Genomic DNA, 15752 nt, shown 5'->3' with positions numbered 1-15752 from the left:
ATCATCTCTGGATAATGAGACTACGGAGTCCATTCGTCGTCATGTCGCTTTCGCGGGATGACGAAGGACGAACGCGTGTGCCGCCAGCCTGGTGGAACGGATGCCATGTCCGCGAGATCATCGACGGGCGGACCTTTCCTGGACCTGTCGGTCCCCGCTGCGCCAGCGCTGCTGCTCAGGAGCTACCCGACGATGGGTCGTGAGCGGCGCGCCGGAGGTCAGCGGGGACCAGCCCGGCCGCACTGAACGGTTGAGATGATCTTCAGGGCGCCACTCTCGGCGTCACGACCCGGCACGGGTATCGCTGACACATCACCGGGGCCGGCGCGCGGACCCGGGGTCCGCGCGCCGGAGGTGTCAGGCCGTCGTCCGCCTGGGGAGCTTCCACCCGGGACGGGGGAAGTGGCAGGTGTAACCGTCGGGGTAGGTCTGCAGGTAATTCTGGTGCTCGGGCTCAGCCTCCCAGAAGTCGCCTGCCGGGGTGACCTCGGTGACGACCTTGCCGGGCCACAGGCCCGAGGCGTCGACATCGGCGATCGTGTCCTCGGCGACCCGCTTCTGCTCGTCGCTGGTGTAGAAGATCGCCGAGCGGTAGCTGCTGCCGATGTCGTTGCCCTGGCGGTTCTTCGTCGAGGGGTCATGGATCTGGAAGAAGAACTCGAGCAGCGCACGGAAGTCGGTCTTCTCGGTGTCGTAGACGACCTCGATGGACTCCGCATGGGTTCCGTGGTTGCGGTAGGTGGCGTTCGGGACGTCGCCGCCGCTGTAGCCGACGCGCGTGGACACGACGCCGGGCTGGCGGCGGAACAGCTCCTCCATTCCCCAGAAGCAGCCGCCGGCGAGGATCGCCTTTTCGGTGGTCACGTCGTCTCCCTAGTTGTCGTCGGTGTCAGTGCTGGTGCCGTCGTTGAAGACGTGTTCGCGCTCGACGACGGTCGTCGTGGCGATCGCCCTCGTGAAGCGGCTTTCGGTTCCTGTGGCACTGGGCACAGCTCTCCCTTCCCGGCCTTCCGGCGCGAAGCTGGGGAACCAGGCGAAACGCACCTGTTCGCGCAAGAGTGCAGACACCCGACGGGCCGGTTTCATTCCCGCGGGCACACTCCACAACCTTACTGGACCATAAGGTCCGGATTAGGAGTTCGGAAGCGGTCCTCCAAGCACCGCCCTCACGGCGGCTGAACTGCTTTAGATTGCTGCTACAGTAGCAGCCGCTTGACCGCGAGATTGGACTTGACAGACCAGTTTAGCCGCGATTAGCTTCGGGGCGTCCGGCGGGGAAGACGGTCATCCGCGTTCGTCGTGAGCGCGCCCATCGATGCACGTAGCGGGTCAGCGCTGTCCGGATCGACCGGCTGCGTCCCATGCCCCCTCACATCAGCTGTCGTAACGGGCTTTCCCATGCCCGCAGCTTTCCGCCAAGGCACACATGACCGAGGAGACAATTCCCATGAAAGCGATCGTGGTGAAGGACCAGGCTGCGGGAATGGCCGGGATGACGCTGGTGGAGCGGCCTGAGCCGACACCGGCGCTGAACGACGTCGTGGTTCAGGTCCATGCATCGGGATTCACTCCGGGTGAGCTGACGTGGCCTTCGACCTGGACCGATCGACTCGGCCGTGACCGGACACCGTCGATCCCCGGACACGAGCTGGCCGGGGTGGTCAGCGCCCTCGGGTATGGCACGACGGGACTGTCGGTGGGACAGCGGGTGTTCGGCCTGACGGACTGGACTCGCGACGGCACCCTCGCGGAGTACGCGGCCGTCGAGGCACGCAACCTCGCGCCGCTGCCCGGCGACGTCGACTTCACGGTGGGCGCGAGCCTCCCGATCTCAGGCCTGACCGCGTGGCAGGGACTGTTCGTGCACGGCCGTTTCCAGGCGGGGCAGAGCGTCCTCGTACACGGTGCGGCCGGTGGGGTCGGTTCGCTGGTGACTCAGCTGGCCAGAGAGGCCGGCGCCTACGTCATCGGCACCGGACGTGCCGCGGACCGCCAGACCGCGCTCGACTTCGGCGCGCAGGAGTTCGTCGACCTCGGCGACGACGCCCTGGAGGACATCGCCGGCGTGGATCTGGTTTTTGACGTGATCGGCGGCGACATCCAGAAGCGTTCTGCGGGTCTGGTCCGAGCCGGAGGAACGCTCGTGACCATTGCCGGCCCGCCCGAAGCACAGCCGGCGGACGGCCTGACGGTTGATTTCGTTGTCGAGGCCGATCGCGCGCAGCTCGGTGAGGTCGTCCAGCGGATCAGGGATGGTCGGCTGCGGACTCACATCGGCAACGTCGCGACCCTCGACGACGCCGTCGCCGCCTTCAACTCGACCGAGCGGATCAAGGGAAAGACGATCATCCGCGTTCGCTCGTGAGGGCTCGGCACACCCCACCACGAGAACGACCCCTGCAGGAGCGCGAAGTACGTCGGTGGCTGGGCCTTGGCCTCCCATCGACGACATGCGACTGGGCGAGTACGACCACCGCCACGACCCGGGAGTGACCTGATGGCCATCAACGAAGGCGCGCCACGCGTGACCGACGCAACCGATCCGACCCGCTACGCCTTCGAGTACCCCGGCGAGAGCGGCACCCTCAGCCGGGACCAGACCGTCCTCATCGACGAGGTGATCGACGATCCCCACGTCCCCGCGTTCGACTTCCAAGTCGTCAACGACGAGAAGCTCGGCATCTACGACGCCATTGCCGGGGGCCAGGAGGTGGCCGGCCTGACCTACAACGTCGCCGGAGACAACCGACTCGTGCTGCTGGCCACCGCGGTGTCCCCCGAGTTCCGCAGACAGGGCATCGCCACCGAGCTGATCCGACGCGTCCTCGACGACGTGCGCGTGCAGGGCAAGAGGGTCACCATCATGTGCCCGATCGTGCGCACCTTCATCGATCACCACCCCGAGTACGCCGACCTCATCGACCCCGAGCACCCGGGAGCAAGCCAGGGTCGCCCCCATTTGTCCTGAATCCAGCTGGGAGCTCGGTGTCATCAACGACGCAGAGCGCGGTCGCTGTTCCGCCGCCCTAGGCGCCGAAGCGATCACTGAGCTCTCGTACCGATTCGTGGGCGGCCGTGTCGTGCTGCTGACGACCTGGGTTGACCCGCCTACCGACGCGATCGGGTGGCCACGGAGCTCGTCGCTCGCGTGCGTCGTGCGGACGAACAGCAGCGGCCTCGCGGCCCTCGACGACGTCGTTGCCGCCTTCAACCCGACCGGGCCGGTCGGGAGCAAGACCATCATCAGCGGCCGCAAGGACGCGGACCCAGCAGACCCCGTTACGTCGTAGCGGGGTAGGCGAGGACTGATACGGAGAGGCATTCAGATGAGAGCGATCGTGGCGACGGACCGGACCGCGGGAACGGCTGGGTTGACGCTGGCGGAGCGGCCCGACCCCGACGCAGCTAGGCTCGCGAGTTTGGAGGGCGCGAACTACGGCGATGTCGTCGTTGACGTTCATGCGTCGGGGTTCACCGGGAACGAGCTGGAGTGGCCGTCGACCTGGATCGAGCGCCGCGGCTTCGACCGCACGCCGTCGATCCCCGGACACGAGGTGGCCGGTGTGGTCACCGCCCTCAGCTATGGCACAACCGGCCTGTCCGTGGGACAGCGGGTGTTCGGCATCACGGACTGGACACGCGACGGCACCCTCGCCGAGTACACAGTCGTCGAGGCACGCAACCTCGCGCCGCTGCCGGGCGACGTCGACTTCACGGTGGGTGCTGGCATCGCGATGGCGGGCCTGACCGCGTGGCAGGGGCTGTTCGATCACGGCCACCTCCTGGCGGGACAGAGCGTTCTGGTGCACGGCGCGGCCGGCGCAGTCGGTTCGATGGCGACCCAGCTCGCCCGTCAGGCCGGCGCCCACGTCATCGGCACCGGACGTGCCAGTGTCCGGCAGATCGCGGTCGATCTCGGCGCGCACGAGTTCGTCGACCTCGACAACGACACCCTGGAAGACGTCGGCGGAGTCGATCTGGTCTTCGATGTCATCGGCGGTGACATCCAGAAGCGGTCCGCGGGTCTGGTTCGAGCCGGAGGAACGCTGGTGACCGTCACCGGGCCGCCGGAGGCACGGCCGGTTGACGGCCTGGCGATCGACTTCGTTGTCGTGTCCGACCGCGCCCAGCTGGGTGAGGTCGTCCGGCGGGTCCGGGACGGACGCGTGCGGGCGAACATCGGCACCGTCGCGGCCCTCGACGACGCCGTCGCCGCCCTCAACCCGACCGAGCGGACCAGTGGGAAGACGGTCATCCGCGTTCGTCCATAGGGGCTCGACGGCTTCCTGAGGCCTCCGGAAACTCCGGGCCGGTTCACGCCACGAGAAGGGCACGTATCGATGCAAAAGACGGCGCCAGTGATCAACCAGGCTCGCCGGGGCCGAACGCTCCGGCTGGCATTCTTGGCTGCGGTGGTCTCCCTGGTGGCCTCGTTTGCCGCGTCGGCCGCGCCGATCCCCCTGTTCAACGTCTATCGGGCTGAGGACAAGTTCACCAACGCCGGCATCTCGATGGCCGTCGTCACCACCTCCGTCGGCACTATTGCCGCACTGTTGGTGCTGGGGCGACTGTCCAATCATCTGGGCCGGCGACTCACCGCGATCGCCAGCCTCGGCCTGCTCCTGGTGGGCTGTCTGCTGCTGCTGAACGTGCACGACATCGGCACCCTGCTGGCCGGTCGGCTACTGATGGGCGTCGGTACCGGCTTGGCCAGCAGCAGCCTCACCTCCTACATCGTTGACGCCGCACCCACCAGGCCGGAGTGGTTGGCCGCCGTCGCCTCCAGCCAGGGACCCATGCTCGGCCTCACCCTCGGTGCCGTCGCCTCCGGCGCCCTGGTCCAGTTCGGCCCCTGGCCACGCAACCTCATCTACCTGGTGTGCGCCGGTCTCCTCGTACTGTCTGCCGCACTCATCGCCATCAGCCCGGAAACCGCCGGGCCGACGCCGGGTGCTTGGCGATCACTGCTGCCGCGGGTCCGCGTACCGGCGCGGGTCAGGCATCTGCTCCCTGTCGCAGCAGCGGTGTTCCTGGCCACCTGGGCGACCGGGGCCTTCTACCAGGCCTTCGTGCCCGCGCTGGTCGAAGATCAGCTCCACACTCATAGCCCGCTCACCCTCGGACTGGTGTTCGCCGCCTACATGGCCTCCAGCGTTCTCGGCGCTCCCCTCGGCGGCCGGGTCACCTCCGCGGCGGCCCAACGCATCGGGATGATCGTCTTCCTGGCTGGCTGGATCGGCATCATCACAGCGATCGCCATCGGCACCCTGGCGTTGTTCATCGCCGCAACCATCGTCGCCGGCGCCGGTCAAGGTATCGCCATCAGCGCCGCCACCCGCGGCCTGCTGCACGACAGCACCCTGGCCGACCGGGCAGCGATCTTCAGCGTCATCTACGTCCTCTGCTACAGCGGCGCCGCCTTCCCCAGCCTCATCTCCGGGGAACTCTCGAACACCTTCTCGCTGCCGCAGATCGTCCTCGGATACGGCGGACTTGCCGTCGTCGCCACCCTGCTCACTGTCCTCGCTGCGCGCAACCCGCACAGCGACACGGGCACGAACAGCCTAACTACACGTGGAAGGGTGAGCCGATGAGCAGTGAAGGACGGGCACTGGTAGCCGAGGAGCTGATCGACAGCCCTGATCATGGCCGCTTTGAGCTCTACCGCGACAGCAAGCTGGTCGGCTGGCTCTACTACACCCACCTGAGGCCCAACCGATACGCCCTCCGGCACACCGAAGTCGAGTCGAGTCATCGACACCAGGGCGTGGCGGGCGCGATGGTCCGGCGAGTACTCGACGAGATCCGCGCACGCGAGGGCACGATCACCGCAATCTGCCCCTTCGTGGTCGACTACCTCTCGCGAACGACCGCCTATGCCGATCTGATCGACGCCCGACACCCCGGCTACTCCGATCGTGCTGCTGCCGAGTCGGCGCGGAGGAAGGCCGGTGGCTGAGACTACGGGCCGCCTGCCGGAAACCCGCGAGTCCTAGGAGGTCGCTGTCGATGCCCCGCTCTTGATCGCGGGCGGCGGTCAGCCGGGCGGCGACGGGACCTCCGGTGGCTTGCCCGCGGCGTTGCGCCAGTCCAGCACGGCGATGAGCAGCAGCACTGCGGCGGCGGTGGTCGCGGTGGCCAGCGGCGAGGCCTGCCCCATCAGCGGTGACGCTGCGGCCAGCAGGGCGATGCCGACGATCCTGCGCCGCGAGACCCGGGCGAAGACCAGGTGCTCCAGGCGGGCCCGGCCGACGAGGAACAGTGCCGGGCCGCCCAGGATTGCCGCCAGCCACGATGGGTGTGTCACCCGGGTGTGGCTGTGCTGCACAATCTCGTATCCAATTGCGGTGGTGACGATGCCCAGCACCATCAGCGCATGCGCGAACGCGACTCGTCGACCCCACACCGCGGGATCGCCTGCCGCGTCGAGGGCCTTGGGCAGCAGCTCTCCGGCCTTGTGGAAGTACACCCGCCACAGCAGTGTCGTGGTGGCGAAAGCGATCACCAGGCCAGCAGTCTTGTAGAGGTCGTGCGGGTGGCTGCTGTAGCTGATCCCGACGGCGAGGATGCTCTCACCGAGGGCGATCATCAACAGCTGTTCGTTGCGGTTCGTCAGGTAGTGCCCGGCGAGCTGCCAGATGGTGTTCTGATGCCGACCCAGCCCGGGCGCTGGCCAGCCCAACCTCGCCGATCCCAGATCCACCACCGCCGCCGCCGTCCACCACACCAGTTGGGCGGCGCCGACGGCCATCCCGCCGCCTACCCAAAACACCCCGGCGAGGCATAACCACGCCGTTACGCGCCAGTACAACCGGCGCAACCGGTGCGACCGAAGACCCAGCGAGATCACGGCCGGGCGGGCCACCCGCGTCGTCACGAACACCACCGCGAACACCAGACCTTCACCGGCGAATGCCCCCGGCACCGCGGTCCCCATGATCATCATGGCGAAGGTGCTGAACAGCAGCATCACCTGGATGCCCGCTCGGTATGGCTCGAACCGGCCGGTGATGTACGCGGTGGTGGTCCACAGGTACATCACCGTTATGAACAGCAACAGCGTCCGGCCGGCATTGCCCCACCGCTGCACCGGGTCGTCGCTGAAGAAGCCGGGCAACGACCCCGCGACCACACGGTCGAGCGCGAACACCACCGCCAGATCGAAGAACAACTCCACGAACGTCGCCTGCTGCGCGCTGCCGCTCATCCGCAGCAAACCCACCGCCCGACCCGCGGCCCGCCGTTGCCCCCCAAACCGGCTGCCCACTGATCCATTCAACTGCCCGGCATGCCCGAACACACCCGATACCGCCAAGTCAACCGCGGCGGCCCGTTACCCCAGGCGGCGCCCCAAGCGCGGGCATGACCCGTGCACGCCAGGCACCAGTGCCGGCGGCAGCCTCGTCCGGTCGCGAGCGCAGCGCTGAACGCGTCGTGGAGGGACGCTCAACGCGACGCAGAACCTCGCGCACCGAGCGCCCTGCCGAACGGGATTATCGGTGGCGGGCGGTGTGCAGCGAGTCGGCAGCTGTCAGGAGGGCGGCACCGAGAAGCACTGTGTCCTTCAAGAGGAATTGCCCCAGCAGAGAAAGGCTCAAGATCCCCTGCCTCTCCTGCCGAGCCTTGGGCGTCGTGGCCAGGAAGCTGAGCGTGGTGAGGAACATCCCGACCGCCGCGACGCTACCGATCGCCGACGCTCTGGGCGCAAGCGGCTTCGCGGCGATCAGAGAGCCCACGGTGATCTCGGTGACCCCGATGAGTCGGTTGAGCCTTTGGGCGCCCAGCTTCTCGCGGATCCGCGAGAACAGCGGACTCGAGGTGACGAGGGGCTCGTCATTCTCGACCTCGTACTGCTTGAACTTGAGCGCACCGATCCACAGGATGTTCGTCGCCAGTGCGGAGCGCAGGACCGAGAGGCCTACGGATGCGAGGTCATCGGCCGAGGCGTGTCGTGTGCCCATCGCTCGCTCCTAGTCGCGGTGTCGACGGTCGGCGTGCTGGGGACCATTACCCGCTTGGGCCCGCCACACGCACCGAGGGCGGGCGCGCTCGTCACCACGTTGACGTCTCATCGGCCGGGGCGGCGGGTGCCTCGTCTTTGAACGTTGATCGGGTAATCCGCACATGCTGGCTTCGGCGGTCGCCGCCGGACGACCGTCGCGTGCTGCCCCGGAGCCCGTGATTCAGCGCGCATCTGAGCCGAAGGGGCAAGGGTTACGGAAGTCCCGCAGGCGCGCTGCCGAACCGCCAGATAATGCGGGAGTTGGCCCGCGGTCTGTCCAGGCGCGGCCGGCGCGCTGATCGACATGCCGTCGGGAGGGAGCAGCAGTCGGATGAGCACGATGCACGCCGTGAGAGCTCACACCAGAGGCGGGCCGGAGCAGCTCGTGTACGAGGAGGCGCCGCGGCCTGAGCCGGGGCCTGGTGAGGTGTTGGTGGCCGTGAAGGCTGCTTCCATGACACCCACTGAGCTCACGTGGCCGCAGACCTGGACGTACAGCTCGGACGGGTCAGGGCCTGAGCGCACGCCGATCATCCCGTCGCACGAGTTCTCCGGAGTCGTCGCCTCGTGCGGGACGGGGGTGCAGAGCCCCGCCGAGGGGGAGGCCGTCTACGGCTTGATCCCTTTCACCCGCGATGGCGCGGCCGCCGAGTACGTCACCCTGCCCGCGGCCGTCCTGGCGGCCAAACCCGCCACCGTTGACCACGACCAGGCCGCAGCGCTCCCACTGGCCGCGTTGAGTGCCTGGCAGGCCCTGGTGGACCACGCCGACCTGCAGGCCGGCCAGCACGTGCTGGTGCAGGGCGGCGCCGGCGGCGTGGGGATCTACGTGGTGCAACTTGCGGCCGGTCTCGGTGCTCGCGTGAGCGCCACGGCGGCCGCGGCCGACCTGGAATTCGTCAAGGGTCTGGGCGCCGAGCAGGTCATCGACTATGCGCACGACCGCTTCGAGGATCACGTCAGCGACGTCGACGTGGTCGTTGACCTTGTCGGAGGAGCCACGCAGTCGCGGTCCTGGTCAGTCCTGAAACCAGGCGGTGTCCTGGTCACCCTCGTCACCCCACCCGACCCGCAGGAAGCAGCCCGGCACGGCGCCCGCGGGGTGTATTTCATCGTCGAGCCCAACCAGGACGCGTTGCGTTCCATCGCCGAGCTCGTCGACAGCGGCCGGTTGAGGCCGGTACTGGACCGCGTGCTGCCTCTCACTGAGACGCGCTCAGGTTACGAGGCGCTCGAGACGGCCAAACGCCGCGGTAAGATCGTCATCCACGTCGCTGACTAGTCACTGCCGCTGCGGGCACCTGCGGCCGCTGTTCGGTGACGGGCTCCGGTCGCTTCCCACTTTGCCTGATCCTCACCCCATCGGTACGTTTCCGGCCGCCGTGACCGGGAAGCACGGGCCATGCCTGGTCTGTCACTGATGACGGTCGGCGCCAGTCTGGCGCCGGCGGATCCGGCGCAGTTGCTGCCGGCGCGCGAGCAGATGGCCTTCACTCTCGGCTTCCACATCATCCTGGTGCCGTTCGGGGTGGCCTTCACCTTCCTGATGCTGATCGCGAACGCCCGGGGCATTCGTCGGAACGACGAGACCGCGCTGCTGCTGGCCCGCCGCTGGTCGCAGGTGGCGGCGGTGCTGTTCGCCGTCGGCGCGGTGTCCGGGACGGTGCTGTCGTTCGAGCTCGGGCTGCTCTGGCCGCGGCTGATGGGCACCTACGGCGCGGCGTTCGGCATCCCGTTCGCGATCGAGGGTCTGTTCTTCTTCCTGGAGGCGATCTTCGTCGCCATCTACGTCTTCGGGTGGCAGCGGATGCGACCATGGCCGCACTTCTGGACCGGTGTGCCGGTGGTGCTGTCCGGGATCGGCGGCACGCTGTCGGTGGTCGCGGCGAACGCGTGGATGAACCAGCCGGGCGGATTCACCATGCGGGACGGCAAGATCGTGGAGGTCCGCCCGCTGGAGGTGATCTTCAACGGGGCATTCTGGTTCGAGGCCATCCACATGCTGCTGGCCGCGTACATGGTCGCCGGGTTCGTCGTCGCCGGCGTGTACGCCGCCGGGATGCTGCGCGGCCGCCGCGACCGGTACCACCGGCTCGGCCTGGCGATACCGCTGACCGTCGCGGCGCTGGTCACCCCGCTGCAGATCTTCGTCGGGGACATCGTCGCGCGCGAGGTCTTCCGGAACGAACCGGCGAAGTTCGCCGCGATCGAGGCCGTCCGGACCACGGGCACCCACGTGCCGGAGGTGCTGGGCGGCTACTACGCGAACGGGGAAGTGCACGGCGGCATCAAGATTCCGTCGGGGGCGTCGCTGTTGTCCGGCTACTCGCCGTCCACCCGTATCCAGGGCCTGGACGCCATACCCGCCGAGGTGCGACCACCGGACCGGCTGGTCGCGATCGTCCACCTGAGCTTCGACGTCATGGTCGGTATCGGCACGGCGCTGCTGGGCCTCTCCGCCTGGTACGCCCTGGCCTGGTGGCGCCGCCGTGACCTGCCGCGCAGCAGGTGGTTCCTGCGGGCGACCGCGTTGAGTGGGGTGCTCGCGGTGGTGGCGCTGGAGGCGGGCTGGGTGGTCACCGAGGTCGGCCGGCAGCCGTGGACGGTCGTGGGTCACCTCCTCACCCGGGACGCGGTCACCACGTCCGGCAACCTGTGGCTGTTCTTCGCCGCCACCGTCGCGCTGTACGTCGCGGTCGGCGCCACCACCGTGTACGTCCTGCGGCTACTGCGCCGCCGCTGGCGCGATCAGGGCGGGGCGACCGAGACGGACGTGCCCTACGGCCCGCCCCGGGACTCGGAGGGCACGCCGGCAGCAGGTCAGGCATGAGTACGTTCGCCGCCGTCGTGTTGTTCATCGGCGTCACCGCCTACGCCGTGCTCGGCGGCGCGGACTACGGTGCCGGCTTCTGGGATCTCACCGCTGGTGGCGCCCGACGAGGGCAGGCTCCCCGACACCTGATCGACCACACGTTGGCGCCGGTGTGGGAGGCCAACCACGTGTGGCTGATCTTCTGCCTGGTGATGCTCTGGACCGGCTTCCCGTCCGCGTTCGCCGCGATCATGACCACGCTCTACGTTCCGCTGGGCCTCGCCGCCCTGGGCATCGTGGTCAGGGGCAGCGGGTTCGCGTTCCGGAAGGTGGTGGTGAAGACCGGCCAGCAGCGGGCGACCGGCGCGGCGTTCGCCACCTCGTCGGTGATCACGCCGTTCTTCCTCGGCACGGTCGCCGGCGGAATCGCCTCCGGGCGGGTGCCCGCCGACGGGCACGGCGATCCCGTGACCAGCTGGGTCAACCCGACATCGCTGCTCGGTGGAGTGCTCGCGGTCGGGGTGTGCGCGTTCGTCGCCGCGGTGTTCCTCACCGCCGAGGCCCGCACCCTCGCCGACACCGGCCTGGAACGCTGGTTCCGCCGTCGAGCCCGGGCCAGCGCCGTGGCGACCGGCGCCGTGGCGCTGGCGGGGATCGCCGTCCTGCACGCAGACGCCGGGCGCCTGTTCGACGGGCTGACCGGCCGCGGCCTGCCGCTGGTGCTGGTCTCCGCGGCATGCGGGCTGGCCAGCATCGCCCTGCTGCACCGGGCGGCGCCCCGGTTGCTGCAGGCGCTCGCCGTCAGCGCGGCCGGCACGGTGGTGGTCGGCTGGGGCGTCGCGCAGTACCCGTACCTGCTGGGCACCCACCTCCGCATCGACGAGGCCGCCGCTCCCGACGCCACCCTGGCGTCGCTCACCCTCGTCGCCGCCGCGGCGCTCCTGCTCGTCGTGCCGGCCATGGCGCTGCTGTTCGTTCTGCACCAGCGCGGTCGTCTGGACACCACCTGATTCGGTTCACGCTGCGCCGTGCCGAACCTCGGTCGGCGTGCCGTCTCATCCGTCGGTCAGCCGAGCGCCCTACGCCCCACCCCGTGGCGGCGTCGACCTCTCGGCCACATCGACGGCCGCCCCATGCATGAGGTGGTGCGGCTGTCCCTGCCGTGCGCCTCCCGCGGATGAACGTTCGGCAAAGGAGTACGGCCGAGACACCGCCGCGCCTAGCGTGAGCACCGACGGCATCAGCGCGCGGCGCACCGGCGACATATCGATGGAGTACCCGGTGGTCGTGGATCGGAACGGGGGTCGACGTCCATGGTGAAGAAGTTCATCAAAGAGGCGGTGTCGCGCAGCGCGGAGTCGGATGACGATCGACGGAAGCTCACGTCGATGACGGACCCGACCAATCCCGCAGCGCAATCGTCGGACGGCTCGGGGCCGAGTGACGCGACGATTCTGAACTTCGCCCTCAACCTCGAATATCTCGAAGCCGAGTTCTACCTTCGCGCCACCACAGGGCAGGGACTGCCGGACGAGATGACCACCGGTACCGGCACCCGGGGTGAGGTGAGCGGCGGGGGCATGGTCAACTTCAGCAACTCGGTGGTGCGCAAGTTCGCCCGGGAAATCGCCTCGGACGAGCAGCAGCATGTGGCCTTCCTGCGGTCCGCCCTCGGTGAGCACGCCGTTTCCCGTCCGGCGATCTCTCTCGACACGAGTTTCACCGCGGCGGCCACCGCCGCCGGGCTCATCAAGTCGGGCGAGGTGTTCGACCCGTACGCCAACGATCTCAACTTCCTGTTCGCCGCGTTCCTGTTCGAGGACGTCGGCGTCTCCGCTTTCAAGGGAGCGGCACCGCTGCTGTCCAACAAGACGTACCTGGACGCTGCCGCGGGTCTGCTCGCCACGGAGGCGTACCACGCCGGGATCGTCCGCTCCGCGCTCTACAACGAAGGCATGATCGACGATGCCGTCTTCGCGGGTGTGCAGAAACTCTCCGACGCCCGCAACAGTCTCGACGGACCGGTCGACGACGACCAGGGTATCGGCACCAGCGCCGAGGCGAACCTCGTTCCCACGGACGCCAACGGCATCGCCTACGGCCGCTCGGCCCAGTCGGTGCTGAACATCGTGTACCTCAACGCGAGGCCGGCGAACTCCGGCGGCTTCTATCCCTCCGGCCTCAACGGCGACCTCGCGATGAGCGGCGGGGCTGCCGGCTGATTCACCCACTTCGCGTGCAGTTCTGGGTGCCGGAGGTCGGCGGACCCACCGACCCGACAACGAGGCTCACGATCTCGTCATGACCGTCTTCGGCCGGATGAGCAAGGGCGAGCGAGATCGGGTCAAGGTGCGGGCCCGCACGGCGATGGATCCCAGACCCGGTTGGAGGGCCGCTCCTCGGGCGGGCGCCCACCGTATGCCCCCATGCTGAAGGACCTCGGACCGCACCCCGAACCCGGGCGAAGGCCGCCGACGGCAACGTCTCGCAGGACCGGCTCACGCTGGCTCGATAGCCGGATCACGGACAAGGACCGAACTTTCGATAGGCGAATCAAGATTGGGTGAGGCCACATTCGGCACCGAACTGCAAGGCATTGAGATTCCCATCTCCGCCGACAGGGTTCCTGGCCGTCGAGGAGAAACCAGCTCTATGCTTGCCGCCGCTGCGGCTCATCCGGGCCGAGGGACACCAGTGCAAGGATTTGCGAATGCGCCGGAATTCTGCTCTGAAAAACGGCATTGCTGGCGTCAGCGAGGTAACAACAGACGGCGAACCGCCATCCTCTACCGCGGAGGGCGTCGCGCGCCGATCCGCGGTCGCCGAGGAACAAGAGTTTCTCGACTTGGCCACGGCCCGGCGCGACAGGCTCGCCGACCACCTACAGGCCGAGCTTTCGTCAGACGCCCTGGATCCGTTGGAACAGGCACGGCGGCGCATGCTCCGCCAGCAGTACGAGGAGCTACGGCGAGCACGGGAAGGGCTGGTCTTCGGCCGCCTCGACGGCCTTGATGGCACCGTGCGACACATCGGCCGTGTCGGTCTCCGCGACGACGGCGAGGACAGTGAGCCGCTGCTGGTGGACTGGCGCGCTCCCGCAGCTCGGCCGTTCTACACCGCGACGGCTGTCGACCCACAGGGTCAGGCTCGGCGCCGTCACATACGCACGACGGGATCGGCCGTTGTCGGCGTGGATGACGAGCCACTGGACGGGACCATGACGGCGGAACTCGTCGGTGAAGGCGCCCTACTGGCCGCCTTGGACCAGCGGCGCACCGGCCGCATGTCGACGGCGATCTCCACGCTGCAACGCGAGCAGGACGACATCATCCGGGCCGAGGCGACCGGCCCGCTGATCGTTCAGGGCGGTCCTGGCACCGGCAAGACCGTCGTTGCCCTGCATCGCGTCGCCTACCTGCTGTTCGCCCACCCGAAGATGGCCGACCAGGCGGTACTGGTCCTCGGCCCCTCGCCGCGGTTCCTCCAGTACATCGCCCAGGTGCTGCCCGCGCTCGGTGAGACCGCCGTCGTCTCGGCGACCTGCGACACTCTGCTGCCCAAGATTCGCGTGGGCCGGGACGAGAGCCGGCGTCTCGCCGAAATCAAGGGCCGCGCCCTCTGGCAACCCGCGCTCGAAAACTACGTCACGTCGCTGCTCCCCCGGCCCCGTGAGCTGAAGCTGCGCTGGGAGGGCGAGTTCTACGTCATCACCGCCGCAACAGTGGCACAGGCGCTCGCCTCGGCGGTGCAGGGACGCCCGTACCACCGCGCCCGCCAGGCGTTCGCCGAGCAGCTGCACCACATCCTCGCCGAAGCCGTCGTCGAGCAGCGCGAGGCGCTGATGAACGAGATGGAGGAGGGCTTCGAGGACATCCTCGCCCGCGTCGACAGGAGCATGCAGCACGACCACCACTTCTGCAGGAGGTCCACCGGCAGTGACGTCGACGGATTGCTCTCCGAGGGGGAGATAGAGGGCCTTCGTTCTCGTATCGCCGAGAGCACGGCCATCGCCCGGTTCATCGAGGCATGGTGGCCCACCCTCGATGCCGAAACCCTACTGGTTGATCTCCTGACCGACCGCACCCTGCTGGCCCGGTTCGCCCCGCAGTTGTCCACGGAGGAGATCACCGCCGTCTCGGCCGAGCCCGCACTGTGGGCATCGAGCGACATCCCCCTGCTCGACGCCCTCGCCGACCTGCTGGGCGAGATCGAGACCCCGCAACCACAGGGCGAGTTCGTCGCCGACCACGCTCGCCGGCAGCGCGACTGGGTGTACGGCCACGTCGTCATCGACGAGGCGCAGGAGCTGTCCGAGATGCAGTGGCAGATGGTCCTACGGCGCTGTCCCAGCCGCTCCATCACCGCCGTCGGCGACATCGACCAGGCGGAGGCAGCACATCGGCACACCAGCTGGGCACAAGCGGTGCAGGCTGTTTTCAGAGACCGCTGGGCCGCTGCGGAACTGACCATCTGCTACCGGACCCCGCGTGAGGTCATGGACCTCACCGAACCCGTCTTGAAAAAAGCTGGCAGCCACAACGCGCCGCCACGGGCGGTACGCTCCGCCGGCATCGCCCCCTGGGTACTCACGGTGACGCCCGCCGAGCTTGCCGGCGCCGCCGCCCAGGCCGTGCGACAGCTACAGCAACGGTGGCATGGCGGCACGGTTGGCGTCATCGCCCCCGCCGACCGCATCGCCGAACTCCTGACCGTGCTGAGCGATGTGCCGGTGCTCACCGCGACCCAGTCCAAGGGACTGGAATGGGACGCGACGCTACTCATTGACCCCCAGGGCATCGCCGCTGAACCGCGCGGCTGGAACGGGCTCTACGTCGCGCTCACCCGATGCACCCAGGAACTCGGACAGCTGGTGCTCAGGTAGCAACCGCCACACCCATGGAGAGAATCGCCGGATGCTGGGCGCGCCCTCGGGACGTG

At 68.4% G+C, this 15752-nt stretch carries 14 protein-coding genes; 10 read left to right on the top strand and 4 right to left on the bottom strand.

Features of this window, described 5'->3' with window-relative positions; translation table 11 throughout:
- Positions 1-357: 357 nt before the first annotated feature.
- Both msrA and ACQP12_RS16030 read right to left on the bottom strand, forming a co-directional pair.
- Positions 358-864 (bottom strand): peptide-methionine (S)-S-oxide reductase MsrA, encoded by a 507-nt coding sequence (msrA, locus tag ACQP12_RS16035; RefSeq protein ID WP_433288816.1) that lies wholly within the window; start codon positions 862-864, stop codon positions 358-360.
- Between the two features lie 9 nt (positions 865-873).
- Complete coding sequence (locus tag ACQP12_RS16030; RefSeq protein ID WP_433288814.1) at positions 874-1098, bottom strand: hypothetical protein; 225 nt, start codon at positions 1096-1098, stop codon at positions 874-876.
- Between the two features lie 349 nt (positions 1099-1447).
- On the opposite strand from ACQP12_RS16030, the gene ACQP12_RS16025 reads away from it, so the two are divergent.
- The 5 genes from ACQP12_RS16025 (at position 1448) to ACQP12_RS16005 (ending at position 5959) form a co-directional block, all read left to right on the top strand.
- Positions 1448-2365 carry an NADP-dependent oxidoreductase gene (locus ACQP12_RS16025; protein ID WP_433288812.1) on the top strand — a complete coding sequence of 306 codons (918 nt, stop codon included), beginning with the start codon at positions 1448-1450 and terminating at the stop codon, positions 2363-2365.
- Positions 2366-2524: 159 nt separating this feature from the next.
- Positions 2525-2968: a GNAT family N-acetyltransferase gene (locus ACQP12_RS16020; protein WP_433288810.1), complete on the top strand. Its 444-nt coding sequence runs from the start codon at positions 2525-2527 to the stop codon at positions 2966-2968.
- A 358-nt stretch (positions 2969-3326) separates the two neighbouring features.
- On the top strand, positions 3327-4271 hold the full coding sequence (locus ACQP12_RS16015; RefSeq protein ID WP_433288808.1) for an NADP-dependent oxidoreductase: 945 nt from the start codon (positions 3327-3329) through the stop codon (positions 4269-4271).
- Positions 4272-4412: 141 nt separating this feature from the next.
- The gene (locus ACQP12_RS16010) at positions 4413-5594 is read left to right on the top strand and encodes an MFS transporter (protein ID WP_433288806.1); all 1182 of its coding nucleotides are present in this window, start codon (positions 4413-4415) and stop codon (positions 5592-5594) included.
- Complete coding sequence (locus tag ACQP12_RS16005) at positions 5591-5959, top strand: GNAT family N-acetyltransferase (RefSeq protein WP_433288803.1); 369 nt, start codon at positions 5591-5593, stop codon at positions 5957-5959. Before ACQP12_RS16010 ends, ACQP12_RS16005 begins: the two co-directional genes overlap by 4 nt.
- Positions 5960-6037: 78 nt before the next feature.
- On the opposite strand, the gene ACQP12_RS16000 is transcribed toward ACQP12_RS16005, so the two are convergent.
- Both ACQP12_RS16000 and ACQP12_RS15995 read right to left on the bottom strand, forming a co-directional pair.
- Complete coding sequence (locus ACQP12_RS16000) at positions 6038-7222, bottom strand: low temperature requirement protein A (RefSeq protein ID WP_433288801.1); 1185 nt, start codon at positions 7220-7222, stop codon at positions 6038-6040.
- 271 nt (positions 7223-7493) lie between these two features.
- The gene (locus ACQP12_RS15995; protein ID WP_357949239.1) at positions 7494-7961 is read right to left on the bottom strand and encodes a YkgB family protein; all 468 of its coding nucleotides are present in this window, start codon (positions 7959-7961) and stop codon (positions 7494-7496) included.
- 372 nt (positions 7962-8333) lie between these two features.
- On the opposite strand from ACQP12_RS15995, the gene ACQP12_RS15990 reads away from it, so the two are divergent.
- The 5 genes from ACQP12_RS15990 (at position 8334) to ACQP12_RS15970 (ending at position 15696) form a co-directional block, all read left to right on the top strand.
- A complete protein-coding gene (locus ACQP12_RS15990) occupies positions 8334-9284 on the top strand; it encodes an NADP-dependent oxidoreductase (RefSeq protein WP_433288799.1) in 951 nt (316 codons plus the stop codon).
- Between the two features lie 120 nt (positions 9285-9404).
- A complete protein-coding gene (locus tag ACQP12_RS15985; RefSeq protein WP_433288797.1) occupies positions 9405-10832 on the top strand; it encodes a cytochrome ubiquinol oxidase subunit I in 1428 nt (475 codons plus the stop codon).
- The gene (locus ACQP12_RS15980; protein ID WP_433288795.1) at positions 10829-11824 is read left to right on the top strand and encodes a cytochrome d ubiquinol oxidase subunit II; all 996 of its coding nucleotides are present in this window, start codon (positions 10829-10831) and stop codon (positions 11822-11824) included. The genes ACQP12_RS15985 and ACQP12_RS15980 overlap by 4 nt, the downstream gene beginning before the upstream one ends.
- 303 nt (positions 11825-12127) lie before the next feature.
- Positions 12128-13036, top strand: a complete 909-nt coding sequence (locus ACQP12_RS15975) for a ferritin-like domain-containing protein (RefSeq protein WP_433288793.1) — start codon at positions 12128-12130, stop codon at positions 13034-13036.
- A gap of 488 nt (positions 13037-13524) precedes the next feature.
- Positions 13525-15696 carry a HelD family protein gene (locus ACQP12_RS15970; protein ID WP_433288791.1) on the top strand — a complete coding sequence of 724 codons (2172 nt, stop codon included), beginning with the start codon at positions 13525-13527 and terminating at the stop codon, positions 15694-15696.
- The last annotated feature ends 56 nt before the right edge of the window (positions 15697-15752 follow it).

The organism is Micromonospora sp. CA-244673, from assembly GCF_050948395.1.
In the GTDB taxonomy this organism is placed as follows: domain Bacteria; phylum Actinomycetota; class Actinomycetes; order Mycobacteriales; family Micromonosporaceae; genus Micromonospora.
Note: the sequence above shows the minus strand (reverse complement) of the source record. Positions and strands in the feature narration are given on the sequence as shown.

Coding starts and splice junctions, on each gene's coding strand:
- ACQP12_RS16005 (WP_433288803.1), top strand. CDS start 5,591: ATGAGCAGTGAAGGACGGGCACTGGTAGCCGAGGAGCTGATCGACAGC.
- ACQP12_RS15980 (WP_433288795.1), top strand. CDS start 10,829: ATGAGTACGTTCGCCGCCGTCGTGTTGTTCATCGGCGTCACCGCCTAC.
- ACQP12_RS15990 (WP_433288799.1), top strand. CDS start 8,334: ATGAGCACGATGCACGCCGTGAGAGCTCACACCAGAGGCGGGCCGGAG.
- ACQP12_RS15975 (WP_433288793.1), top strand. CDS start 12,128: ATGGTGAAGAAGTTCATCAAAGAGGCGGTGTCGCGCAGCGCGGAGTCG.
- ACQP12_RS15995 (WP_357949239.1), bottom strand. CDS start 7,961: ATGGGCACACGACACGCCTCGGCCGATGACCTCGCATCCGTAGGCCTC.
- ACQP12_RS16025 (WP_433288812.1), top strand. CDS start 1,448: ATGAAAGCGATCGTGGTGAAGGACCAGGCTGCGGGAATGGCCGGGATG.
- ACQP12_RS16015 (WP_433288808.1), top strand. CDS start 3,327: ATGAGAGCGATCGTGGCGACGGACCGGACCGCGGGAACGGCTGGGTTG.
- ACQP12_RS15985 (WP_433288797.1), top strand. CDS start 9,405: ATGCCTGGTCTGTCACTGATGACGGTCGGCGCCAGTCTGGCGCCGGCG.
- ACQP12_RS15970 (WP_433288791.1), top strand. CDS start 13,525: ATGCGCCGGAATTCTGCTCTGAAAAACGGCATTGCTGGCGTCAGCGAG.